This is a genomic window from Marinomonas fungiae (assembly GCF_001418205.1).
Taxonomy (GTDB): Bacteria; Pseudomonadota; Gammaproteobacteria; order Pseudomonadales; family Marinomonadaceae; genus Marinomonas; species Marinomonas fungiae.
The window spans coordinates 1-23,880 of sequence record NZ_LIQF01000011.1; the positions used below are offsets into that span (position 1 = coordinate 1).

General features: G+C 45.9%; 23 protein-coding genes, 1 rRNA gene and 1 pseudogene. 7 read left to right on the forward strand and 18 right to left on the reverse strand.

The genetic code is table 11. The annotated features are described in order from the left end of the window. The 11 genes from ASC49_RS14595 to radC form a co-directional block, all read right to left on the reverse strand. Positions 1-69, reverse strand: a 16S ribosomal RNA gene (locus ASC49_RS14595); the annotation flags it as partial. A gap of 549 nt (positions 70-618) precedes the next feature. After that, the gene (locus tag ASC49_RS14600; RefSeq protein WP_055463992.1) at positions 619-1,587 is read right to left on the reverse strand and encodes an ABC transporter permease; all 969 of its coding nucleotides are present in this window, start codon (positions 1,585-1,587) and stop codon (positions 619-621) included. 9 nt (positions 1,588-1,596) lie between these two features. Beyond that, a complete protein-coding gene (locus ASC49_RS14605; protein WP_055463993.1) occupies positions 1,597-2,694 on the reverse strand; it encodes an ABC transporter permease in 1,098 nt (365 codons plus the stop codon). After that, positions 2,691-4,244 (reverse strand): ABC transporter ATP-binding protein, encoded by a 1,554-nt coding sequence (locus ASC49_RS14610; RefSeq protein WP_055463994.1) that lies wholly within the window; start codon positions 4,242-4,244, stop codon positions 2,691-2,693. Before ASC49_RS14610 ends, ASC49_RS14605 begins: the two co-directional genes overlap by 4 nt. Before the next feature lie 79 nt (positions 4,245-4,323). After that, entirely contained in the window at positions 4,324-5,319 is a 996-nt protein-coding gene (locus tag ASC49_RS14615; RefSeq protein ID WP_141656860.1) for a BMP family lipoprotein, read from the reverse strand. 219 nt (positions 5,320-5,538) lie between these two features. Next, entirely contained in the window at positions 5,539-6,357 is an 819-nt protein-coding gene (gene mutM, locus ASC49_RS14620; protein ID WP_055463996.1) for a bifunctional DNA-formamidopyrimidine glycosylase/DNA-(apurinic or apyrimidinic site) lyase, read from the reverse strand. 88 nt (positions 6,358-6,445) lie between these two features. Further along, complete coding sequence (rpmG, locus tag ASC49_RS14625) at positions 6,446-6,616, reverse strand: 50S ribosomal protein L33 (protein WP_011978459.1); 171 nt, start codon at positions 6,614-6,616, stop codon at positions 6,446-6,448. A 12-nt stretch (positions 6,617-6,628) separates the two neighbouring features. Then, positions 6,629-6,865, reverse strand: a complete 237-nt coding sequence (rpmB, locus tag ASC49_RS14630; RefSeq protein WP_055463997.1) for a 50S ribosomal protein L28 — start codon at positions 6,863-6,865, stop codon at positions 6,629-6,631. 444 nt (positions 6,866-7,309) lie between these two features. After that, positions 7,310-7,771, reverse strand: coding sequence for a DUF2778 domain-containing protein (locus ASC49_RS14640; protein WP_055464098.1), 462 nt, complete (start codon positions 7,769-7,771; stop codon positions 7,310-7,312). Between the two features lie 162 nt (positions 7,772-7,933). Further along, positions 7,934-8,515: a hypothetical protein gene (locus tag ASC49_RS14645; protein ID WP_055463999.1), complete on the reverse strand. Its 582-nt coding sequence runs from the start codon at positions 8,513-8,515 to the stop codon at positions 7,934-7,936. A gap of 35 nt (positions 8,516-8,550) precedes the next feature. Next, positions 8,551-9,225, reverse strand: a complete 675-nt coding sequence (gene radC, locus ASC49_RS14650) for a RadC family protein (RefSeq protein WP_055464000.1) — start codon at positions 9,223-9,225, stop codon at positions 8,551-8,553. Positions 9,226-9,338: 113 nt separating this feature from the next. On the opposite strand from radC, the gene coaBC reads away from it, so the two are divergent. The 4 genes from coaBC (at position 9,339) to slmA (ending at position 12,887) form a co-directional block, all read left to right on the forward strand. Then, positions 9,339-10,556: a bifunctional phosphopantothenoylcysteine decarboxylase/phosphopantothenate--cysteine ligase CoaBC gene (gene coaBC, locus ASC49_RS14655; RefSeq protein WP_055464001.1), complete on the forward strand. Its 1,218-nt coding sequence runs from the start codon at positions 9,339-9,341 to the stop codon at positions 10,554-10,556. An 8-nt stretch (positions 10,557-10,564) separates the two neighbouring features. Then, positions 10,565-11,023 (forward strand): dUTP diphosphatase, encoded by a 459-nt coding sequence (gene dut / locus ASC49_RS14660; protein WP_055464002.1) that lies wholly within the window; start codon positions 10,565-10,567, stop codon positions 11,021-11,023. Between the two features lie 316 nt (positions 11,024-11,339). Further along, positions 11,340-12,248 carry an acetylglutamate kinase gene (gene argB, locus ASC49_RS14665; protein ID WP_055464003.1) on the forward strand — a complete coding sequence of 303 codons (909 nt, stop codon included), beginning with the start codon at positions 11,340-11,342 and terminating at the stop codon, positions 12,246-12,248. Positions 12,249-12,290: 42 nt separating this feature from the next. After that, complete coding sequence (gene slmA, locus ASC49_RS14670) at positions 12,291-12,887, forward strand: nucleoid occlusion factor SlmA (RefSeq protein ID WP_055464004.1); 597 nt, start codon at positions 12,291-12,293, stop codon at positions 12,885-12,887. A gap of 17 nt (positions 12,888-12,904) precedes the next feature. Here slmA and pyrE read toward each other — a convergent pair whose 3' ends face one another. After that, positions 12,905-13,552 (reverse strand): orotate phosphoribosyltransferase, encoded by a 648-nt coding sequence (gene pyrE / locus ASC49_RS14675; protein WP_055464005.1) that lies wholly within the window; start codon positions 13,550-13,552, stop codon positions 12,905-12,907. Between the two features lie 117 nt (positions 13,553-13,669). Here pyrE and ASC49_RS14680 point away from each other — a divergent pair, with 117 nt between their 5' ends. Continuing rightward, positions 13,670-14,446: an exodeoxyribonuclease III gene (locus ASC49_RS14680; protein WP_055464006.1), complete on the forward strand. Its 777-nt coding sequence runs from the start codon at positions 13,670-13,672 to the stop codon at positions 14,444-14,446. 66 nt (positions 14,447-14,512) lie between these two features. On the opposite strand, the gene ASC49_RS14685 is transcribed toward ASC49_RS14680, so the two are convergent. Beyond that, a complete protein-coding gene (locus ASC49_RS14685; RefSeq protein WP_055464007.1) occupies positions 14,513-15,430 on the reverse strand; it encodes a D-hexose-6-phosphate mutarotase in 918 nt (305 codons plus the stop codon). 251 nt (positions 15,431-15,681) lie between these two features. Here ASC49_RS14685 and ASC49_RS20080 point away from each other — a divergent pair. Next, a pseudogene (locus ASC49_RS20080) lies at positions 15,682-16,095 on the forward strand (ATP-dependent zinc protease family protein); the annotation flags it as partial. A gap of 66 nt (positions 16,096-16,161) precedes the next feature. Then, positions 16,162-17,076: a 30S ribosomal protein S6--L-glutamate ligase gene (gene rimK, locus ASC49_RS14690; protein ID WP_245624739.1), complete on the forward strand. Its 915-nt coding sequence runs from the start codon at positions 16,162-16,164 to the stop codon at positions 17,074-17,076. Between the two features lie 78 nt (positions 17,077-17,154). Here the strand turns inward: rimK and ASC49_RS14695 are convergent, their stop codons facing one another. From ASC49_RS14695 to ASC49_RS14715, 5 genes are all read right to left on the reverse strand, one after another. After that, complete coding sequence (locus tag ASC49_RS14695) at positions 17,155-18,111, reverse strand: GGDEF domain-containing protein (RefSeq protein ID WP_072242130.1); 957 nt, start codon at positions 18,109-18,111, stop codon at positions 17,155-17,157. 1 nt (position 18,112) lies between these two features. After that, on the reverse strand, positions 18,113-19,123 hold the full coding sequence (locus tag ASC49_RS14700; protein ID WP_055464010.1) for a response regulator: 1,011 nt from the start codon (positions 19,121-19,123) through the stop codon (positions 18,113-18,115). A 114-nt stretch (positions 19,124-19,237) separates the two neighbouring features. Continuing rightward, positions 19,238-20,413, reverse strand: coding sequence for a GAK system CofD-like protein (locus ASC49_RS14705; RefSeq protein ID WP_055464011.1), 1,176 nt, complete (start codon positions 20,411-20,413; stop codon positions 19,238-19,240). Between the two features lie 31 nt (positions 20,414-20,444). Beyond that, positions 20,445-22,400 (reverse strand): GGDEF domain-containing protein, encoded by a 1,956-nt coding sequence (locus ASC49_RS14710; RefSeq protein WP_055464012.1) that lies wholly within the window; start codon positions 22,398-22,400, stop codon positions 20,445-20,447. Positions 22,401-22,411: 11 nt separating this feature from the next. Then, complete coding sequence (locus ASC49_RS14715; RefSeq protein ID WP_082443855.1) at positions 22,412-23,866, reverse strand: bifunctional metallophosphatase/5'-nucleotidase; 1,455 nt, start codon at positions 23,864-23,866, stop codon at positions 22,412-22,414. Positions 23,867-23,880: the final 14 nt, after the last annotated feature.

The following is a 23,880-nucleotide window of genomic DNA, read 5'->3' on the forward strand; positions in this document are numbered from 1 at the left end:
CCGCTCGACTTGCATGTGTTAAGCCTGCCGCCAGCGTTCAATCTGAGCCATGATCAAACTCTTCAGTTTAAAAAGTTTGCTCAAACTCATGAATCACGTCTGACTTTTACTATATTCTTCAACCCGAAGATCAAAGAACGTAAAGCGAATTGACATGGTCACTTGTTTAAGACTTCAAAGTTTTTGAGAAGTCTCCAGCAAGCGCCCACACAAATTATCTGATTATCTATTTTAAAGAGCGTCTGACGCGCTGTGCTTCGTTGTTGTGAAGCGTTGTCCGTGTCAGTGGGTGCGTATAATACGCATCAGAATTTTCAGCGCAAGCACTTTTTTAAATAATTTTAAAAAAGTTGCGATTCTTACGATAAAACCACAAAACTGATTATTTATCGATCAAAATCAAGTAGAATACGATCAATTAATATACAACACTTAGCAAAATAGGCCTCATAAAGATTGCTAGACCCCCAACCCTTTTGAAAGGGGTAGATCCCTTAACAGATAGTAGACACTAGAAGCTGATACATAGAAGGGATCTAACCACTGAGCTTGAAGAGCTCTAAAAACAAAAAGAGAAGCCGAAGCTTCTCTTTTTATTGAGCTGTCCAGAAATGCGCTTTAAGCACGCTCTTTCACATACGGCTTGCCAATCGCCTTTGGTCCTACAGCCTTACCAATAAAGCCAGCTAGCAAGAGCACAGTCAACACATAAGGTAATACCTCGATCGCTTGAACCGGTACTTCACCAATACCTGGTAGCGAGACCCCTTGTAGGCGAACCGCCACGGCATCAAGAAAACCAAATAGCAAGCAGGCAAACAAAACCGGTACTGGACGCCACTTACCAAAGATCAGCGCAGCCAGCGCCATATAACCTTTACCGGCACTCATATCTTTTAGGAAACCCGCATTATGCGCAGTAGATAAATAAGCTCCCGCGATACCACACAATACACCACAAATAATCACCGCACGGTAGCGTATCAGTGCTACTGAAATACCCGCTGTATCTACAGCATGAGGATTCTCACCTACTGCACGAAGACGCAAGCCAAAGCGTGTTTTAAAAACCACCCAGTAAGTCAAGGGCACCATAGCAAATGCTAAGTACACCAATATATTGTGACCACTTAGTAACTCAGAATAGATCAAACCAATCACAGGAACATCGGCCAACTGGTCAGCCAAAGGAAACACAATCGGTGTAAAACGCGCATCACCTGTAAGCGATGGTGTTTGCCCCCCTTGATCAAACCAATCCAAACCAAGGGTGATGGTCAAGCCAGCTACAATCGTATTGATCGCCACGCCCGAAACAATGTGATCCCCGCGATGAGTAATACAAGCGAAACCATGAATCAGCGCCAAGCTTACCGATGCAGCGATTGCAAACAATAGTCCAATCCAAGCGGAACCAAATACCGCGGCAGCAGCAGCGGCGGCAAACGCGCCTGCAAGCATTTTACCTTCAAGACCGATATCAACAATACCGGAACGCTCGGAAAACAAGCCGGCAAGAGCGGCTAGTATTAAAGGGGTCGATACGCGAAGCGTCGCATCAAGAATCAGTATTAATGTCTCAAACATACCGCGCTCCTATGCTACCGCTCGACGTAAAAACAAACCTTCAATTTTGCCTTTAAACATATTCTCTAACGCACCAGAAAATAGAATCACAAGACCTTGAATCACCACCACGATTTCAGGGGTAATGGTTGGGATCTCGAAAGCCAGTTCAGCACCACCTTGATACAGTGCGCCAAACAAAATCGCAGCTAAAATAATGCCTATTGGATGATTTCGTCCCATCAGAGCCACAGCGATACCCGCAAAACCATAACCAGCAGTGAAGTTCAGCAATAAGTTATGGTTCACCCCCATAATCTCGTTGACACCCACTAATCCTGCAAAGCCCCCCGAGATCAGCATCACCCAAATGGTCACTTTGGCATTATCTATACCTGCGTATTGTGCGGCTGTTGGGTTTGTACCCACTGTACGCAGTTGATAACCCCAACGAGTATGCCAAACCAATGCCCAGTAAAACACACAGCAGAATAAAGCCAGGACAAACGCGAGATTTAGAGGCGAATCGCCAATATCCAAGCCAAACGGCGCAAAGACATCGTGCATATAAGGCAACCAAGCGCTCTCTTCAAAGGTACGACTAATGGGCGACATCACTCCCTCTTCTTTAAGCCAGTTCACCATCAGGTAAACCATTAACGAAGAAGCGATGAAATTAAACATAATGGTCGTGATCACAATATGGCTACCACGACGGGCCTGAAGATAAGCTGGAATATAAGCCCATGCAGCACCAAATAGCGCACCGCCAATAATCGCCAACGGCGCTATGACCAATAGAGGCAATGAACTGTCGAACCATAAGCACAATAAACCGACACCAAGACCACCAATATAAGCCTGACCTTCACCACCGATATTGAATAAACCTGCTTTAAAAGCAATCGATACCGCAAGACCGGTAAAAATCAAATTGGTAGCGTAATAAAGGGTATATCCAATACCTTCATCGTAACCAAAAGCACCATAAATTAAGTACCCCGCTGCTTCGATAGGGTCTTCACCGATAGCCAGGAACACCAGTCCAGACACAAAAAAAGCAAGCAAAATATTCATTAGAGGGATTAAACCGACACTGACCCATGCAGGGACTTTAGCTTGACTCATACCTGCACTCCTCGTCCCTCATTCCACGCATTGGCCATCATTAGACCCAGCGTACGTTCGTCCGCTTCACTTGCCGCGACTTCACCGACGACAGCCCCATCAAACATCACAATAATTCGATCACTCAATGCCATAATTTCATCTAACTCTACTGATACCAGTAATATTGCCTTACCGGCATCTCGTAGTTTCACGATTTGTTCGTGAATATTTTCAATGGCGCCAATGTCTACACCACGAGTGGGTTGGCCAATCAAAAGCACCTCTGGATTTTGCTCCACTTCCCGGGCAATTACGATTTTTTGCTGATTACCGCCGGAAAAATTGGCGGTTTTTAAATGTGGATTAGGTGGTCGCACATCCCAAGCAGCCATACGCTCATTACATTCGTCTAGCATAGCTTTGCGCTTCATCAGCACCTTACCGTTATAGGCTTCCGAATCGTGATACCCCAGCACTGCTGCTTCGTAGGCTTCAAAACCTGTCACCAAACCCATTTTATGGCGATCTTCAGGCACATGTGCCATTTTCAGATCACGCATCTGCGCTGCATTTTTTGGCGCATTAGCCGTAATGGTTTGACCCGCAAATTGAATTTCACCTGAAGCCATCGGCGTAATACCTGACAACACATTCAACAGTTCACTTTGGCCGTTACCTGAGACCCCTGCTATACCAAGAATCTCGCCCGCTTTTAAATCAAAAGACACCTTTTTCAGACGCTCAACACCCTGGCTATCAAAGTAAGACAACTCTCTGGCTGACAATAACGTTTGTTGTGGTTCGGCCTCATTCTTATCCACTTTAAGGCGCACTTTTTTACCAACCATCAACTCCGCCAGTTCTTCTTTATCGGTGTTCACCGTTTCACGGTGAGCGACCATTTCGCCCTGACGCATTACAGAAACATTATCTGTGGACGCTAAAATCTCACGCAGTTTGTGTGTGATTAAAATGACTGTGACACCCTGATCCTTTAATGACTTAAGGATTCGGAAAAGGTGATCGGCTTCCTGCGGCGTCAACACGCCTGTTGGCTCATCTAAAATCAAAATTTTAGCGCCGCGGTATAATGCCTTTAGAATTTCAACACGCTGCTGTAGACCAACAGGTAAATCTTCGACAATGGCATCCACATCGATATCAAGACTGTATTCTTGCTCTAGACGTTTCAGCTCTTGTCGTGCCGCATCCATGCCTTGTTTTAGAACAGCACCACCCTCGGCACCCAGTATTACGTTCTCTAAGACCGAAAAGTTTTCCACTAGCATAAAGTGTTGGTGCACCATGCCAATGCCGACCTTGATAGCATCTTGAGAATTTCGAATCGAAACAAGCTGGCCATCAATAGAGATAGAACCAGCATCGGCTTCGTAAAAGCCGTAAATGATGCTCATCAAAGTCGATTTGCCTGCGCCGTTTTCACCAATAATGCCGTGAATCGTGCCCGCAGGGACCTGCAAGTCAATATTCTTATTCGCTTGCACTGTACCAAAGCGTTTTGAAATCCCTTTCAGCTCAATCGAGTATGGATGTGTTCGTGGAGTCATATTTCTTTCTATGCAAAGTTCCAAGCAAAAAAAACAGCTGTTCACTATCAAAGATAGTGAACAGCTGCTTATTTAGCGATTAATAGTTACAAGTGCTATCAGACATGTAATCGTGAACACTGATCTCACCATTGATGATCTGCGCTTTCACTTCGTCCATCTTTGCTTTCATTTCGGCACTAATAAGTGCTTTGTTATTATCATCCAATGCCCAGTCCACACCACCGTCTGACAAACCAAGAACTTCTAAGCCTGGCTTCCAAGAACCAGTGTTCGCTTCTTCATAGACTTTATAAGCCGCAGAGTCGACACGTTTCACCATCGAAGTAAGCATGGTACCTGGATGAATATGGTTTTGGTTTGAATCCACACCGATGGCCAACTTGCCTTCGTCTTTTGCCGCTTGGTAAACACCGATACCAGTACCACCCGCTGCAGCAAAGACCACATCAGCACCTTTTGAGAATTGGCTTTTCGCCAGCTCAGACCCCTTTGTTGGATCATTAAATGCCGCACCCGTTGAGCCCGTCATGTTCTGAATGACTGTTGCGTTTGGCGTAATGAACTTCGCGCCTTGCTCGTAACCACAACCAAACTTGCGGATTAGCGGAATGTCCATACCGCCAACAAAGCCTACGGTATCTGTCTTAGAGGCCATGGCCGCAAGCGCCCCCACCAAGAACGAGCCTTCATGTTCTTTAAATACAATTGACTGAACGTTTGGTAGGTCAATCACTGCATCAATGATGGTAAATTGAATGTCTGGGAAGTCCTGCGCTACTTTTTGCACCGCAGACATCATGGTAAAGCCTACCGCGACAATCGGTGAATAACCACGCTTAGCCAAACGACGCAGGTTTTGCTCAACCTGAGCTTCGTTTTTAGGCTCAGACTCACGAATTTCAATACCCGTATCTTTGGTAAACTTTGTGATGCCGTTGTACACACCTTCGTTAAACGACTTATCAAATTTACCTGCTTGATCGTAAACTACAGCAGGTTTAATGTCTGCCGCGTACGCAGATGATGCAGCGATGGCTAACGCAGTAGCCGATGCAAGAAAGACACCTTTCATCAATAATTCCCCTTCAAATGCTTCACTATTCCAGCTGAATAGACATAAAACTGGCTAATCGGTCAAAAATAAACTGATTACTGTTTGAGCGCAATGGCGGCTTGCACATTTGCACCATTATTCGCGTTTATGAAATACGATACAGAGTTAGAAAATAGACCTAAACAGAGCATTTTGCTGAATCAACTTCACAAAAAGCTCTGTTTGGTAAGGAAGTTATTACTTTTGGCAATGGGCACAATACACTGTGCTGCGCTGACCTTGGCGAATTTCTTTTAACGGAGCCTGACAAGTTACGCATGGCTGCTCAGCACGACCATACACTTTTAACTCTTGCTTAAAATAGCCCGGCTTACCTTCGCCGCTGACAAAGTCTTTAAGTGTGGTACCACCTTGTGCAATGGCTGCCGCCAATACAGTTTTGATACAGTCCACAAATACCGCTAAGCGCGCTTTACTAATATTCCCTGCCGCATGAGTTGGGCGAATACCTGCCATAAATAATGCTTCATTGGCATAAATATTCCCCACCCCCACCACGATCTTGCTATCCATAATAAACTGCTTAATCGCCTGTTTACGGCCTTTGGCTTTTTCATAGAGGTAATCAATATTAAAAGCATCGGTAAGCGGTTCAGGGCCGAGATGGGCAATTAATTCATGGGTCTGCCAATCTCCCTCTTGCCATAACATTGCACCAAAGCGACGCGGATCGGTGTAGCGCAGCACTTTATTAAGCCCTGCAAAATGAATATCCACGTGATCATGGAACATTGGTGGCGTTTCGGGAGCAACAAAATACAAACTTCCCGACATACCTAAGTGAATGATCAGCGTTCCAGCATCCGTCTGCACACCAATATACTTGCCACGACGCGTGACACTGTGAACCACCTGCCCCGGTAATTTAGTCGGTACATCATCGGGTATGGGCCAACGCAACTTAGGCTGGCGAATATCAATGCGTTCGATGGTTTGATTTAGAATATGCGGCGCAATGCCGTTCTTAGTGGTTTCAACCTCTGGTAATTCAGGCATACATTCCTCAAATTCAACGTGGTTAGCAAATTTAGGATACAAAAAAACCGGCACTAGGCCGGCTTTTTCGTTTACAAGAAAGCAAAAATTATTTGATTTTCGCTTCTTTGTACATCACGTGCTTACGAACAACTGGATCAAACTTTTTCATTTCCAGTTTGTCTGGAGTGTTACGTTTGTTCTTGTCAGTTGTGTAGAAGTGACCAGTACCTGCAGAAGATACCATGCGGATTAGATCGCGAGCGCCTTTAGAAGCCATGATTCAGATTCCTTATACTTTTTCGCCACGGGCACGCATTTCAGTCAGAACTGAATCGATGCCTTTTTTATCGATGATACGCATACCTTTAGAAGATACACGAAGACGAACGTAACGGCTTTCACTTTCTACCCAAAAACGGTGCCAGTGAAGGTTAGGAAGAAAGCGACGCTTAGTGTGACGCTTTGAGTGAGAAACGTTGTTACCTGTAATAGGACGCTTCCCAGTAACTTGACATACGCGAGACATAATTAAATACCTTATGCTATCCGAAGATTATTGGAAGTTTGCACTTCCTCAGGCGGAGCGTGGGTCACTCTGGAACACTTTACAGCGAACGCGGGGGCCACAAAATCCCGTACCGAGGATATAGCGGCGCGAATTCTCCCACAGTCCCCTGTAAACAGCAAATGATTTGTTAAAAATTTGATCAACTTCCACTGCTCAGTGTACTTTTCCACCGCCAGAGCAAGCAAATCACCCCAGAGATAAAGCAAGCAACGAAGAAAGATAGGATGACATTGGAAATGATGTACAGATCATAAGCTTCTTCAGCATTGCTTGGTTTAAAAGTATCCATCAGAAACTCGCTATACCACATGGGATATTCAAATCCGATTTGGCGATAGTAGTTACCAAGGATATATGCACCCAAGATTGTAAGAAGAACAGTGAGCGTAACTAAGAGTGTCTTTAGCATACCGTTATTTTTCCATAACACTCCAATCCAACTTCTGGTATTACTTCGGTTTCAACACCCTTTAGTAGAGCACGTAATATCTGAAAATCAGAATAACTATTAATTGTTATACAGCCCTGGCTCACCCCTAAAGGCCCTTTCGGGTGTAATCTGAACTGCCCCCGCTTAACTTCATCACAGAAAGTCTCATCATCAATGCTTGAGTCATCAGCATAAAGCGCAAACCACTCATCCTTATCACTAAAAATGTCTCTAAGCGGTCCGAGCATGCCCCCTGACTGCCGATCAAAAATATAATATTCACCCTTAGGTATAGGTCCATGATTCGCTATACATGTGGATAGAACACGATTTACATGCTTTCCCAGCCCAGAAAATGCATCAAATGACCTCTCGCTTCCCATCTTTAAAGAGCTCATAGGTTCATCATTAAGTTTAAAACTAAATTCGAGCACATTAAGTCCTTTTATACTTGATTGTGAATTAAGCATTAATCTTAAATACTAACTCCTTAATCAGTAAATATGACTTACTCTATATTTACACCCAATAAAGTTTTCACGTGGCTCCCACAGTATATTCGTAAAGTTAGAGCCAAGTTAGCCAGCGGTAGCCATCTATAGCTTTATAAGCCTACGAGCAACCTCCAATAAAAGCGCAGAAATGAAAGCGACTTCAAAGCTCTCCGTCACAAAATATACCAAAACGTTAAGAGAAAAGTTCGTAAGTAGAGCAATCAGTACATAGACCCGCCTAAACGCAATGACTAGATACAATAAACTTTTCCTTAGTCTGAACCGAACCCTAGATACATCAATCGCTCCGACTGCCTCATTTATCAAAGGGTCAGCCAAAGGCTCAATAAACAAATACTGCAGATAATATTTGTAATAAAGAACCTGAAGAATTTGCCCCCTAAAGAAAGAAGTAAACAGCCCTACCGGAATATGCAAATTCAATTGCTGAGGATATCCGTGCTTGCCCTCAACATCTTCATCCTCAGGACTTCCACTCAAAGAGGATGTCGTTACAAGCGATTCTAGAATTTCTTCGCCAAAGAGAACTTCAACAAAACATAACCAAATCCACTTAAATAGAGGTACCTTACCTTTAACTTGTCTTCCTCTGAAAAACACAAGCTTAAAGTAGTTTTGCTTAACTATTGATGATGTATCTATGACCTTTAAATACTTTCCCATTGAGACCCCGACAATTCTTTCTAGATATTAAAACTCTATACTAGCCCCCGCTCCGCCAACGACAAGGGCCGGCTATCGCCCACGATAAAATGATCCAGCAAGCGAACATCAATTAACTCTAACGCTTTGCGGATGCGCTCGGTGATATTGATATCCGCTTGGCTTGGCTCTGAAATACCAGATGGGTGATTATGGGCGAGAATTACTGCGGCGGCGTTATGGGTCAGGGCAGCTTTTACCACTTCTCTTGGATAGACAGCCGCGCTGTCTATGGTGCCCATAAAAAGTTCTTGGTAACGGATCAAGCGGTGTTGTGAATCTAAAAACAACACTGCAAAGATTTCCCGCTGGGAATGGCGTAGCTGAGTGGATAAGTAGGTTCGCACGGCTTCCGCGCTATTAAAGACGGTATCGCGGGTCAGTTGCTCTTGCAGGTGTCGCTTGGACATTTCGAGAACGGCTTGTAGCTGGGTATATTTGGCCTCACCTAGCCCATAACCTTGGCAAAAGTCTTCGCGAGAAGCTGACATTAAGGCTCGCAGCCCTCCAAACTGGTGCAACACTTGCCGTGCCAGCTCCACCGCGCTTATGCCTTGCACTCCGGTACGTAAGAAAATCGCTAACAGTTCCGCATCACTGAGCGCGTGCGCGCCCTGCTGCATCAATTTTTCTCGTGGGCGCTCGGCTTCAGGCCACTGTTTTATACTCATAATACTCACCTCCTTGTGGTACTCTTTGCGTATTCTAAACGCGAATAGGTAAGCACTTCCTGTGCCTCATCATATTCTGCGAATATCTGCCACTTTGTGATAAGAAGCGAATTATGTCCAGTCTTGCAAACAAACAGATTCTAGTGGGTATTACTGGCGGTATTGCCGCTTATAAAACCATTGAGCTGATCCGTCTGCTCACCAAAGCCGGCGCAGAAGTTCAGGTGGTATTAACAGAGGGCGCCAAAGCTTTCGTGACAGAAATGACGCTGCAAGCGATTTCTGGGCATCCCGTTCGCAGCACATTACTCGATCCCACAGCAGAGCTTGGCATGGGGCATATTGAGCTAGCTAAGTGGGCCGATTTAATCGTTGTAGCGCCCGCTTCTGCTGATTTTATAGCTCGTTATAGTCAAGGCATGGCCAATGACTTACTGACCACTCTTTGCCTCGCTACCGATGCAAATGTGTTACTCGCACCAGCGATGAATCAGGCCATGTGGCGTCATCCTGCGACACAAGATAATGCCACGCTGCTAGAAAAACGCGGTGTGCTACTGTGCGGCCCTGCTTCAGGCATTCAAGCCTGTGGTGATGTGGGGCCAGGTCGTATGGAAGAGCCAGAAAGCATTTTTGAACACATTGCCAAAACCCTATCACCAACCAAACAAGACTTGCTCGGCCAGCACTGGGTCATTACCGCAGGGCCCACCATGGAAGCCATCGACCCGGTGCGTTTCATCAGTAACCATAGCTCTGGAAAGATGGGCTATGCCCTAGCAGCTGCCGCACAAGCACGTGGTGCAAAAGTCACACTGGTGAGTGGCCCTACGCAGCTCGATGCCCCACAAGGCGTACAACGCATCGCCATTAAAAGCGCCGGCGATATGCTAGCCGCTTGTCGTGATGCCATGAGCAAGCCTGCAGATGTGTTTATCGGTGCGGCGGCCGTAGCCGACTTTCGTATGAAAGAAGTCGCTTCACAGAAAATGAAGAAAACTGGCGACAGCGATGAAATGCAGCTGACATTAGTGAAAAACCCAGATGTGATCGCCACGTTAAGCCAAGAAAAAGCCGCAAAATGCATGGTGGGGTTTGCCGCTGAAACACAAGATGTGATCGCTTACGCGAAAAGCAAATTAGAACGAAAAGGTCTGGATCTAATCATCGCTAACGACGTCTCGCGTAGCGATATTGGTTTCAATAACGATGACAACCAAGTCACTGTATTGTCGAAAGACCAACAATGGACGCCGCCTAAAGGCGCAAAATCCGCCCTAGCCAAAGAGCTGGTCGAGCTGATTATTCAATACCAATCCACCCAGTCATGAGTGAAACAATGAAACACCCTATTCAACTGAAAATCCTAAACCCAAAGATTGGCACTGAACTTCCACTGCCAGCTTACGCCACGGAAGGTTCTGCTGGCCTTGACCTGCGCGCCTGCCTAGACGAAGCGATAGTCCTAGAGCCAGGCCAAACAACACTACTGCCGACTGGCCTTGCGATCTATATCGAAGATCCCAACCTCGCCGCAACGATTTTGCCGCGTTCAGGTCTGGGTCATAAGCACGGTATCGTATTAGGCAACTTGGTTGGCTTGATTGACTCTGATTATCAAGGTGAGCTCATGGTCTCTTGCTGGAACCGTGGTCAAACCAGCTTCACCATCGAGCCCGGTGAGCGTGTTGCTCAGTTAGTACTTTTGCCTGTGGTACAAGCAGAATTCAACATCGTTGAGGATTTCAAAGCCAGTGATCGAGGTGTCGGTGGTTTTGGCTCAACGGGTACGAAGTAACTCTTTTCTAGAGCTAGATAGTTGAATCCAGTTCAACTATCTAGCCCCTCTTTTTGAACCAACTCATGCATCTTATGTTTGGTAAATAAAGATCACCTTAAATGGTCAATTTAGCGTCAATTTTCATTATTTTTTTCTAGAGAGTCGACGCAGTTCACGTTATTATTTTCAACCATAAGTGGTCGCTTACACTCGCTGTAATGATTCTGCTACATACCTTAAGTAAACTTTGGTGAGCAAAACTTTGCGCCCTCTTCACTCTCTTCTTTGACCTAGTCAAAAGAGCTCTTTGAATAACAATAGGAGTGTTTCCATCGTGGCATATACACGCGAATCAGCATTAGATGTGGCTCAGGTATTGAGCGAGTCCCTACCCTATATCCAGCGTTTTGCTGGCAAAACGCTCGTTATTAAATACGGCGGCAATGCCATGACAGACGAAGCGCTTCAAGCAGGGTTTGCGCGTGATATCGTGTTGATGAAAGCGATTGGCATCAACCCTATCGTGGTTCATGGCGGAGGTCCGCAAATCGGCGATATGCTGGCTAAGCTAAGCATCGAATCTAAATTCATCAATGGTATGCGTGTGACTGACACAGCAACGATGGATGTAGTGGAGATGGTTCTGGGTGGTCAAGTAAACAAAGACATCGTCAATCTGATTAACCGTGCTGGCGGTAAAGCCATCGGTCTGACAGGTAAAGACAGCAATTTCATCAAAGCGAAGAAACTGTTTGTTAAACACCAAGCAGAAGGTATGAGTGCACCTGAACAAGTCGATATCGGTCACGTAGGTGAAGTGTCAAGCATTGACACAAGCGTTCTGAAAGTTCTGGAAAACAGTGACTTCATTCCGGTAATCGCTCCGATTGGTGTGGATGACGAAGGCAACTCTTACAACATCAATGCGGACTTGGTGGCAGGTAAAGTGGCAGAGGCGGTGGGTGCTGAGAAACTCATGCTGTTAACCAACATCTCTGGCGTACAAGATAAGCAAGGTAAGGTACTAACAGGCCTAAGTACAGCTCAAGTCGATGCCCTGATTGCTGATGGCACTATCTACGGCGGCATGCTACCCAAAATCAGCTGTGCGCTATCAGCAGTGAATGCTGGTGTGACAAGCGCAGTGATTGTTGATGGTCGAGTACCACATGCAACCTTGCTAGAGATTTTCACCGATACTGGTGTTGGTACTTTGATCACAAACCAGAACAAAGACGCTTAACTCGCATACAACATCAAAAAATAAGCGATAGGCCGTATTGATATGAGTACAAAAAAAAGCGATCGACGCACGGAAATATTACAAGCCCTTGCAGGGATGTTGGAAAGTAGCCCAGGGGCTCGTATCACTACCGCTGCTTTGGCAAAAGAAGTGGGCGTATCAGAGGCCGCTCTGTACCGCCACTTCCCAAGCAAGGCGAAAATGTTTGAAGGGCTAATCGAATTTATCGAGGAAACTCTGTTTACGCGTATAAATCGCATCATACAGGACGAAAGCGATATCAACTTACGCTTGGAGATGATTTTGTTCTTAACGCTGAGCTTCGCGGAACAAAATCCAGGCATGTGTCGTTTACTAACAGGGGATGCGTTGGCTGGGGAAACCGAGCGTTTGCGCGTACGCATTGCCCAGTTGTTTGATCGTATTGAAACGCAGCTACGTCAAATCCTACGCGAGGCAGATTTGAAGCAATCTTTGCGTCCAGTGATGGGTACAACGGCTTGCGCAAATTACTTATTGGCGTTGATGGAAGGAAAGATTCGCCAGTACGTTAGAACCGAGTATAAAACCAAGCCATTACAAAACTGGCAGGAGCAATGGCAAGTCATTGCTCCAACATTAATGGTGGGCCACGCCTAAGCGCGGCCAACCATTAATTAAACACCGTATTGATCGCGGTAAGCTTTGACGGCTGCTAGATGCTGGGCAAACTCTGGTGAGTCCTGCTCTGCTAGGTAAGCCATGATGTCATTCAATGACACAATGCTAACCACAGGCATGTTGAAGTCACGTTCAACTTCCTGAATGGCAGACAGTTCTGCACGACCACGCTCTTGGCGGTTTAGTGCAATCAACACACCAGCAGGCGTCGCGCCCGCATTGTTGATGATTTCCATCACTTCGCGGATCGCAGTACCAGCTGTGATCACGTCGTCGATGATCATGATGTTACCCTCTAGAGGAGCACCGACTAGCGTACCGCCTTCACCATGATCTTTTGCTTCTTTACGGTTAAACACGTACGGTGTATCAATATCATGATGATCAAACAACGCAACAGCAGTCGTTGTTGCCAATGGAATACCTTTGTAAGCAGGGCCAAAAAGAACGTCGAATGACACACCTGCTTCGACCAGTGCTGCGGCGTAAAAGCGGCCTAACTTAGCCAACGCTTGACCTGAATTGAACAGGCCGGCGTTGAAGAAATAAGGGCTCACACGACCCGATTTAAGTGTGAACTCGCCGAAGCGCAATACGTTTTGCTCAATGGCGAACTCGATAAATTCTCTTTGGTAAGGTTTCATGCCGACTCCAGAAAGATAAAAAACTATAAACAAATTGCCTCTTGTCAGCAAAGTATGCTTTCCTGACAAACGATGGGCGCTAATATAACACACGGCTAGGAATTGTAGGGACCAGAAATGAAGGTCATCAGCCTTAATGTAAACGGTATAAAACAAGCTGCTGAACGCGGCTTCTTTGAGTGGATGGTGCGCCAAAACCCTGATGTAGTGTGTCTGCAAGATCTGCAAGCAGATGAACGCAGCCTCAACGACAGCGTATTCTTCCCTCCGGAGTTCAATGCTTACTTCTTTGATTCGATGGAAAATCCAGACGAAGCAGGGGTAGCGATTTATTGTAAAGCCATGCCTAAAGCGATTATGACAGGTATGGGCTTTCCTGAATGCGATTTTGAAGGCCGCTTTATTCAGGCCGATTTTGAAAAAGTCAGCATAGGTTCATTTTTGACGCCACATGGCTCGAACCACGAAGAAGCACTACAAGAGCATAAATACCGCTTTATGGAAGGCTTCAAAAACCACCTGATCAAAACCCGTCGCAAGCGTCGCGAGTTTATTTTCTGTGGTACCACCAATGTGGCGCGGTCGCCGATTGACGTGAGTAGCTGGTTCGTCAACCAACGCAACTCTGGCTTTTTGCCGGAAGAACGTAAATGGATCAACGAGATCTTTAACGATCACGAATACATAGATGCGTTTCGTCAGGTCAATAAGCAAGACAAGCAATACACATGGTGGCCAGACTACGAACGCGCTTGGAAACTAGACGAAGGTGGCCGCTTGGATTACCAAATCGCAACACCAGGTCTTAAGCATGTGATTCAAGGTGGCAGTGTTTACAAAGGTCAGCGCTTCTCTGACCACGCTCCCCTGATTATGGAATACGACTTAGATTAGGCTGTGTAACCATAAAGAAGCTCAGCACTGCTCACAGTGCTGAGCTGTCTCATTATTGGTCAGCGATTAGGACTGCTCTAAAGACTCCACCTGCACCGTAAAGCGTAACTGATGCATCTCCCCCGCAGGGATTTGGTAAGCGTTAGACAAAGCATTAGCGGTCTCGATGCAAACAAAATGACGGAACTCGTCGTCTTCTATATCAGTGCGCAATTTCGCCAACGCTTCACCGGGATTCCACAGTACTTTTGACCGAGCCCCCTCAGATTCAATCCTTAATTTGCGACCTAGTGTCGGATCAATCAATTCAACCCGCTCTGGTGCATGCAGATAAACACGATCCAATTCTTCACAAGGGCTGACAATGCCTTGCTGAACTTTCTCCTTGGCATCATCAAACTTATCCACATACGTCACACCATCTAGCCCATGAACTTGAGCCGTCTGATTGTCGCCAATATAGAAATAGGTATGTAAGGCTTCAGAAATAGGCATGTCTTTATCGGATAAGTTCGCCGCCGAGAAGTTTATGCTGAAGCCCTCACCTAACCGAAAGACTTGACGCAACTCAAAAGCATGCGGCCACATCTCTTCGATCAATGGATGATCTTCTGAGGCAAGGCGAATCACGATTTTTGCATCACCATTTTTAAAGCGCCCCACTTCGACTAATTGCCAACGGAAGTAACGTGCTAAGCCATGGGCAGGCAAATCATCGTCCTCAGCATTCGCACCAAACCAGGGCCAGCAAACAGGCACGCCGAAATGGCGTCGGCCAAATCGTGATTGTGCCCCTTCGTTAATCGATTGAAACAGTAAGTCAGCTTGTCCAGTGGGAACAAAGCTCACCAAGTGCCCGCCCCATAATGCTATACGGGCACTGTAGCTAGGCTGATCGATGAATATTTCATCGCATTCTCTAAGGCTATTTGGACGAATTTCTCCGCCTATTTCCTCAAGCTCGCGCATCAGCTGAGCATCCATTTATCGCTCCAATTTTCGTCTTCGATGGGCTCATATTAGTCCTTCGCGCCTCGATTACAATAGTTTGACACCATGCTGAACATTGAAATCACAAAATCCTGTACGAATACCAAAAATTACTTACTTATTGAGTCGCTTTAGGCTATAACGCAAGCTTGTTACGGCTAGGATAAAAACGAGCAAAATCGCTTACTTGAACTATCATTGTTCAGTATCCTTTTCTCATTCAGTATTATTGAGATCATCGCATTATGAGTGATTTTTTTGACCAAAAGTCAGTGATTGGTAACGCCGAGTGGTGTGCCTTCCCATCCCTAAATATCCCCGCGATCAAAGCACGTGTGGATTCGGGCGCAAAGACATCTTCATTGCATGCCGTAAACATTCAATCGTTCCAACGCGCAGGGCAACTTTGGGTAACCTTCGAAGTTCATCCGATTCAAGATAGCCGCAAAGTGGTGGTTTACTGTGAGACGGAAGTGATCGATCAACGTGTGATCAAAAGCTCTAGCGGTGATCGAGAGAAGCGTTATGTGATTCGTGTACCTCTTCAGCTTGGTGAACGTACGTGGGACGTGGAGCTGACGCTAACGGACCGCGACAGCATGGGCTTCCGTATGCTGTTAGGCCGCGAAGCCATGAATGGTCGCCTATTAGTCGACCCTCAAGTCAGTTGCATCTACGGCGATCGTCCGCAAGAAACACTGGCAAAGCTTTATGAAACACCTGAAATCCGCGAAGGCGGTTTACGTATTGGCGTACTAGCCAGCAACCCTGATTTATACAGCAACCGCCGTATTATTGAAGCAGGTGAGGCCTTGGGCCACGAAATGCAATTCTTAAACGTGCGCCACTGCTACATGAAGCTTGATGCGACCACGCCTGAAATTCACTACCGTGGCGGACGCATTCTAAATGACTTGGACGCCGTGATTCCTCGTATTCGTCCGAGCATGACCTTTTACGCTTGCACCTTGTTACGCCAGTTCGAGTCCCTTGGCATTTTCTGTTTGAACGACTCCACTGCAATCGCGCAATCTCGTGACAAACTACGCTCATTACAGTTATTGCTAGAACATGGATTGGCCATTCCAACAACCGGTTTCGCCAACTCCCCGTTGGACACCACTGACCTAATCAACATGGTTGGCGGAGCGCCACTGATCGTGAAGTTGCTAGAAGGCACACAGGGTAAAGGCGTCGTATTGGCTGAAACTAAAAAGGCAGCTGAATCGGTCATTAACGCTTTCAAGAGCCTAAATGCCAACATCTTGGTGCAAGAGTTTATCAAAGAGGCCAGCGGCAAAGACTTACGCTGCTTCGTAATTGATGGCAAGGTGGTTGCGTCGATTCAGCGTGTCGCTGCTCCGGGTGAGTTCCGCGCCAATATTCACCAAGGCGGTCGAGCAGAACTGGTGAAAATTACAGCTGAAGAAAAACGCATTGCGATAAAAGCGGCAAAAGCAATGAATCTAAAAGTGGCTGGCGTGGATTTGATTCGTTCCAATCATGGTCCACTGCTATTAGAGGTGAACTCATCGCCAGGCCTACAAGGCATTGAAACTGCGACCAACGAAGACATCGCTTCGATGATGATTGCAGCGGTAGAAAAGCGTTTACTGAGTAAGTTACGACAGCCGGAATAACGCGCCCCAGCCCGCTTGCAACGAAAAGGGACCTACACTGTGTGTAGATCCCTTTTTTATAGGCTAATGTTGCAAATCTTAGTCTGCAATGACCGTCTGGTTTCGGCCATTATGCTTAGCTTGATATAAAGCGCTGTCGGCACTTTCGATCCATTGCTCAATCGTCTCATGCTGCTTGCCGATTTCACTGCACCCTAAGCTGACGGTGATCTTAATATCCCCTTTACTGGTGTTGAAAACCCGTTGCTCCACTTGCTCCCGAATTTTCTCACAATAAACTTGGGCACCATTTTTATCAGTATTAAGCAATAATACAGCGAATTCTTCACCACCGTAGCGCCCCACAAAATCACCTCGACGAGAGCCCGATGACAAGATTTTAGCCATCTCTTGTAATACGATATCGCCAATGGGATGGCCATAGCTATCGTTGACGCGCTTAAAGTGATCAATATCGGCCATTACCAAACAATGGGGCCCACTGTTACCCATGGCGAACGAGTCGAACGTCAGTTTCATCGCACGATCCAAACTGGCGCGATTATTGAGCTCAGTAAGGCCATCCGTTTTGCTCATTTGATCTAGTTTACGGTTGGCAGCCGATAACGCGGCTTTATTCACCGCCACATCGGTCACATCGTACACCACTAGACACAGATGATTGACCGTGCCATTGGCATTGTTAATTGGGCGAATCACCACGTTCTGGAACATGGTGTCAGCAATACTGGTGACCGAGCGATAGGATTTAAACGGGAACATATGCGGGCGCTGCTCCCAAGAAACATATATCGGCGTACGCAAGGCCAAAGCATTGTCTAACTTTTGCTGCAACCAAGATTGGTTAATGGTTGGAAAAATTTCAAACAATGAACGATTACGTGCATTGCTCGAACTGACGCCCGAATGGTTCTCCATAAAACCATTCCACAGCTCAACCTCGTACTTCTCATTAATCACCACGAGACCTGCATCGATATGCTGCAACATATCGAACAACCAATGCAGTTCGGTCATGTCTGTTTGCTGCGTCATATTAATCATCCTCTACCAAATACGACAAAAGGTTCTCCAGCACTGGCAAAGAGTCCTCTGTGAATAACAACATCAAATCACAACTGATTTGGTAATTGTCTACTTCGTAAACAATCTCTACCGCGAGGGTGCGTTTCCATTGGGCCCGTTTTACGTTGATCAGATCCGCAACTTTCATATGCTGACCTAAGACAACAGGATGGCTGTGACTAAAGTCTATGTTTAGCTGATCTCCTAACGCCTTAATAAACGGACCAATCAACACAGAGGAGATGTCCATTTGCAGCTCAATAGCTAGGTTGTTATCGATCTCCTCGGTCACATTCAGCAGTTTCGCCATATCTGGAAAGCTTGAATCCGAGAAAATAAGCAAGGCCTCCATGGCAATCCCAGCCCCGACAAAACCTTGCGTCACAGCCGAACATCGACCAGAGTTCATGGCGCCATAGCTGAGCGCCATCTGCAACTCACTTACTTCTAGGATATTGACCTTAGGTACAGGCAGCTTAATAAAGACATTGAGCATGTCCGCCAAGACACTGGCGGCCCGTCCCATAGCAACGTTCGACACCTCTTGCAGGCATTGGCTAAGGCCAAAGTCATCCGCAGCATTGCCTTGAACAACTAATCCTGCATTCGACCCGCTACTAAGCAAACCAAAGGACTGAATGATGCTCTGTAAAACACTTTTATCAACGGGTTTCTTTAGAAAATCCAACGCGCCTAGGGCCTTAACTCGCTCCACGGCTCGTGCTTGAACATCGCCAGAAACGACGATCACCTGCGGAGCATTGGCTATGTCTTTTAAAGCTTCAAGGGTCTGGTAGCCGTCCATTACAGGCATATTCAAGTCAAGGAACAGAATATCCACCGCTTTCGATTGGATATGAGATAATGCCTCTTGGCCATTTGTCGCAAACTCAACTTCCGCATCCCATTCAGAGGGTAGAACTCGAGCAAGCTGCTTCCTGGCAATTCCAGAGTCATCGCAGATGAGAATTTTTTTACTCATGTAAATTACAACCGCCTATTAATCATGAGCGTTGAACGACTCAAGCTTCCTAAAAATTTGCACAAGTGTAGCGTTTTAGCGGCTGAATTTATAGTCTATAAAATATCCAACCCACTAGGCGAAAGAGAGCAGAGCTTCTACCACCAAACGCTCATCGTAACGTTCAGGTTTATCTTTAATTAAGGGGGTTCTCACAACACTGATCCCCCATTTCGCTAAGCGAACGGGATCAATTGCCCCATAGTCATAATCCAGATCCAGTAACACCCAATTAAGCACTGGCGTGTGTAGATTCAGCTCTGGCGAACCAAGTAGTTTCGTTAAAATACACTCTATGCGAGCGATTAACGACCATCCCAATTGCTCTGGGTCCGTTCCTAAATTAGGCAAGTACACTTTCGGATTAGGATTCGCCACAATCGCTTGCGCTACACCAGACACTAATAGGTTTGCCATCAAGCTGGTAAAGAAGCTACCAGGTGGATAACAGATCAAATCCGCCTGCTCAATGCTTTGGCTGCGATCTTCCGCCAAATAGGCTGATATTGGACACTCTGCTTCAAGACCTTGATTCAGCCAGATTTCAGCAATAGGCCGCTGCAGAGGCGGGTGCTCTTTGCCTGTCATCAGGTGTTGGCCCAAAATGACCTCACCAGAGTCCAAACGTACCCCTAAATGATGCGTTTCATCGACGATGGTCGTTACCTGCCCCAACGTTTTAACTAACCGTGAGAACAAGAAAATAATTGGATCTAGTAGCTGTTGGTGGCCAAGATAACCACCAGCAATAATCAAATTACCCACACTGGCACCACGTAAATCAAAACCTTCTGGTAAGTGCTTACAAAGACATGCTAATTGAGTCTTAATCAAGGCTTTCATGGGCGTCACAATTGCTTGCATCAGCGGATGAGAGCCATCCGCCAGCTGTGCCAGCTCTTGCTCTAATTGCTGTGCCGTGGCCTCTTGTGAAAGTCGATAACGAAACAGCTCATAGACATCAGGCTGACCTAATACGGTTTCGTCCGCCAACGCCATAATACGACTACGAAGATCGCCAACCGCGGGCATACTAAACGCCTGACGTAGCTTTGCTGAGCTACCTCCAGAATCAAAAGGAGTCACTAAATGAACGGAATGATGCGTGTAACGCTTAAGCTCCCGAGAGATTTTATTCAATGCCGAGCCGCCACTAAAAAATAGTACCGAAGGTGCTAATTCCGGCAGACTTTGATATCGGTGTATCCGTACTGAGTCAGGAACCTTTAAACGACGCGTAACATTAGCCATAAATCACTTTCAAATTGTGCCACTGTAGACATCACAACAAACTCGTTTCTAGGCCTGACCAGACCATAACGCAGTTGCGTCCCCTCTTCTTCGCTTTATAAAGACTTTTATCTGCTTGATCAAATACTTGCAGCACAGAGTCCTCTGTTTGCGCTTGAATACTGACACCACAACTTACACTTAAAAATTGATGTGGTGAAGACGGATGAGGCACTTCTTGGCTAAAAACATCTTCAACGATTGTTTGCGCAATATCCAATGCCTCTTCGATTCGAGCATTAGGAATAAAAACCAGCAACTCTTCTCCACCATAGCGAATAGCCAAGCCCGTTGTGGGCGTATTGCGCTTTATTACCGTGGCAATCATTTTCAATACATTGTCGCCCTGCAGGTGCCCAAACTGGTCATTATATTCTTTGAAGTAATCCACATCGAAAAGAAGTATGGCAAAGTTAGCTACGCCGTCGCCGTTAGCGTATGCGACCGAAATATTGTCAAACGATTTACGATTTAACAGGCCTGTCAGCGAGTCTGTTTGCGCCTCATTTTGGGCCACTGACAAGGTGCGCTTGAACTCTTGTTCGGCCTTAATATGTTCGGTGACGTCAGAGAAACAAATAAGATCCGCGGGCTGTTTTTCCCAAACAATCGAGTCCCGAGTGATGTCATACCAACTCTGACTCTCTCTATCCCAAAACGCCCCTTCGTAAGTATGCGATTTGCTCTCAATCACTTCCCTAATATGTGCGGCAACGTTTTCCGGGAATCCTTCTAGACCCGTTAGAGCATGATTCGAAAATAACTGCTTAAGCGGTTCACTGCAGTACAAGAGTTGATCGCCTTGCAATACCACGATTTTCATGTGCGAGTGTTTGATAATAGATTGCAGCTGCTGGCTGGTTGTTTCAATTTGCGTTTTTTGTTTCGCAATCGTTGTCATGTAACGCTGCAGCTGTTTAACTAAGCTGCCCAGCTCATTTTGCTCATCAAAAAACGCGACGTCCTCATCGGTTATTTCCCTTTTAAAACTCAACAGCTCTTTCAATGCGTGCAAACGACGGAACAATTGACGATGTAAATATCCCAACAATGAAATCGCCATCAACAACTGCACAACAAATGCGATCACCAAGCCATCAATAAAACTTTCGGCATTCAAAGATAGATTTTTGGCTTGTTGAGCAACGTTAGCTTCGGTTTCCATATACACACGATGACCAAAATCAACCACGTTACCCAGCAGAATCTTATTTTGGGTGCTCATCCCCACGACTTCCGTACGATGTCGCTCTCTGAGCGACAATAAATCAAATACACCTTTTGGTGCACTCAGCAATGTTGAAAGCTCTGTATGTATCCTGGGGGCTATGCTCTCAAGCTGGGTTAAGGACTTTCTTAAGGACGCAACAATTTGATTTTGCTGGTACAAATGACTGACACCAACCAAGTCATTTAAATCCAACAACATGCCATCTAAAATGAGTTCAACTCCCGCCCTAGAAACATCGTTATGATTGCGAATCGTAAGCTTCATGGCTTGTTTAATTTTTTCCAGTAGCTCTGCGTCCACTTGATCTAACATCGCCTTAGACAAAGACATACTCGTCACGCTCGGCTCAATCTTACCCACAATTTCAGTCAATCTAGCAATTTGTTCATTGCCAGCAGTAAGCTTATGTAGGCTGCTTTGTAGCTCTCGAACTTCGTCCCTCACCTGCGACATGAGAATTCGGCTATAGGCAGGAGATGCGCTGTTGGCAACATCATTTGCGAGATTGGAAAGACGAGTAATGCCTAGCTGGACACTATTGAGCACTTGTAGGGAAGGCAGTTCTTGTTCTGCTTGTCGGTTGACTGAATCACTTAACTTCAAAAAGTAGAAAATACACAGCGCGCCCGTCAGCAACATGAGCAGCACCATCATCAAAATAACGGCGGTGATGCGAGCACGAAGGCTTTTACGAATGTGATGATCAACTTCTGCCATAACATAAGCCTTTATTGGACAGGCGTAAGGTTTTCAATACGTCCATCAAGAGAGGGGGTAATGGCATCAAATTGCTCCAAGTAATCTGATACCACATTCCAAACTAAGCGTTGGCTACTGACTTCATCCGATACTTCACGGACATCGCTGAAATCATAATCGTCTCCGCCATGCAACATATAATCTGAAATAGCTAGGGTATACTCAGCCTTAGCTAAGGGTTTCCCTAAAGCGTCTGAAATAGAGACAATGCGTTGACCGATAGGACGACTGGCATCGTATTTATAACGCAAGCCTGAAACCTGTAAAAAACGCCCATCACTGTCTTCTACAACGGAAACACCATGCTCTAAAATCTGCTTCAGTTTTGTCGGACTCACCTTAACCACATGCACCGTACCGCCAAATGGTAACTCTCGTTGCACATCTCGACGCGTCAGCTGATAACCAGCTTCGTAAGTGCGATACCCTCGCATACTGCCACCAATGACTGCTGCGAAATCGGCTTGGGTGTAATGTCTAATTGCATCCAAAACCAGATTCCCGAAGCTTGACTCGGCACTTCTAAGCGTTTCTCGCAATGAGTCCATCGGACCTGCTAGCGTCGTTAGCGGCTTATCTAGCACCACATCAAGCTGATTGGTAAAGCGACTAATCACATGATTCAAGGACGCATCAGGTTCCTCTTGAGCGGTATGAACAATTTCAGCAGAAATGCTCTCATCAGATACATTAAGCACAACCATTTCATCATCCACTCCACCCGAAGCGACCATCAATGGATGGTCCTGTATTTGATGGTCCTCTACATCCTGAGTAACAAGAATACAATCAACCCCTTGTAATCGATCTACTGAAACCGCTTTTAAGTAGTCTCGTTCGGTGACTAATATCACCTTATCGGCACCTTCTAAACGCGCTTGATGTATCTTGCGATTAATTTGCTCGGCGTCTTCGTAAACAACAGCGGTGTTAAATAAAAAAGTAGAGTTTATGTTTTCTGAAACCGTCATAAGCACTGCCACTTTAAGATTCCCTAGCGGCAAAATGACATACGGAAGAAGGCCCTCAACATCGCTCATAGTGCGACGATCGTGCAAGTTAGACAGGACCATTGGAAATTGGGCCTGAGAACTCAGAAGGGTCACCTGATCTATGCCATCGTTAAATTCGCGACGATTGACCGCCAACACATCAACCATCATGGCATTCATAATGGAGATCATATGCACGCCCTTATCATAGACAGATAAAGAATTAGGGGACAAGCTGTCGCCTCCATGAATGAATAAGACAGGCTCCGTACCTTGCTTTAAACGCTGTACAAATGCCGACATTTTCGCGAGAGAGTAGCCGTTTTCTTGAGCATAAAGCTCTGGGACATTGGATGTAAAAATAATCTTGCCAGCCTGCGCACAAGGACTAACGAAACTGACCAGCAACAATACTGCGAGTATTCCTTTCATTTTAATCAGAGCCT

Excerpts from the sequence above, each read along its gene's own strand:
- mutM (WP_055463996.1), bottom strand. The coding sequence starts at position 6,357 with ATGCCTGAATTACCAGAGGTTGAAACCACTAAGAACGGCATTGCGCCG.
- ASC49_RS14610 (WP_055463994.1), bottom strand. The coding sequence starts at position 4,244 with ATGACTCCACGAACACATCCATACTCGATTGAGCTGAAAGGGATTTCA.
- ASC49_RS14695 (WP_072242130.1), bottom strand. The coding sequence starts at position 18,111 with ATGACGCAGCAAACAGACATGACCGAACTGCATTGGTTGTTCGATATG.
- ASC49_RS14700 (WP_055464010.1), bottom strand. The coding sequence starts at position 19,123 with ATGAGTAAAAAAATTCTCATCTGCGATGACTCTGGAATTGCCAGGAAG.
- dut (WP_055464002.1), top strand. The coding sequence starts at position 10,565 with ATGAAACACCCTATTCAACTGAAAATCCTAAACCCAAAGATTGGCACT.
- ASC49_RS14710 (WP_055464012.1), bottom strand. The coding sequence starts at position 22,400 with ATGGCAGAAGTTGATCATCACATTCGTAAAAGCCTTCGTGCTCGCATC.
- slmA (WP_055464004.1), top strand. The coding sequence starts at position 12,291 with ATGAGTACAAAAAAAAGCGATCGACGCACGGAAATATTACAAGCCCTT.
- ASC49_RS14600 (WP_055463992.1), bottom strand. The coding sequence starts at position 1,587 with ATGTTTGAGACATTAATACTGATTCTTGATGCGACGCTTCGCGTATCG.
- radC (WP_055464000.1), bottom strand. The coding sequence starts at position 9,225 with ATGAGTATAAAACAGTGGCCTGAAGCCGAGCGCCCACGAGAAAAATTG.
- rpmB (WP_055463997.1), bottom strand. The coding sequence starts at position 6,865 with ATGTCTCGCGTATGTCAAGTTACTGGGAAGCGTCCTATTACAGGTAAC.
- ASC49_RS14680 (WP_055464006.1), top strand. The coding sequence starts at position 13,670 with ATGAAGGTCATCAGCCTTAATGTAAACGGTATAAAACAAGCTGCTGAA.
- ASC49_RS14685 (WP_055464007.1), bottom strand. The coding sequence starts at position 15,430 with ATGGATGCTCAGCTGATGCGCGAGCTTGAGGAAATAGGCGGAGAAATT.
- coaBC (WP_055464001.1), top strand. The coding sequence starts at position 9,339 with ATGTCCAGTCTTGCAAACAAACAGATTCTAGTGGGTATTACTGGCGGT.
- ASC49_RS14615 (WP_141656860.1), bottom strand. The coding sequence starts at position 5,319 with ATGAAAGGTGTCTTTCTTGCATCGGCTACTGCGTTAGCCATCGCTGCA.
- ASC49_RS14605 (WP_055463993.1), bottom strand. The coding sequence starts at position 2,694 with ATGAGTCAAGCTAAAGTCCCTGCATGGGTCAGTGTCGGTTTAATCCCT.
- ASC49_RS14705 (WP_055464011.1), bottom strand. The coding sequence starts at position 20,413 with ATGGCTAATGTTACGCGTCGTTTAAAGGTTCCTGACTCAGTACGGATA.
- pyrE (WP_055464005.1), bottom strand. The coding sequence starts at position 13,552 with ATGAAACCTTACCAAAGAGAATTTATCGAGTTCGCCATTGAGCAAAAC.
- ASC49_RS14645 (WP_055463999.1), bottom strand. The coding sequence starts at position 8,515 with ATGGGAAAGTATTTAAAGGTCATAGATACATCATCAATAGTTAAGCAA.
- ASC49_RS14715 (WP_082443855.1), bottom strand. The coding sequence starts at position 23,866 with ATGAAAGGAATACTCGCAGTATTGTTGCTGGTCAGTTTCGTTAGTCCT.
- rpmG (WP_011978459.1), bottom strand. The coding sequence starts at position 6,616 with ATGGCTTCTAAAGGCGCTCGCGATCTAATCCGCATGGTATCTTCTGCA.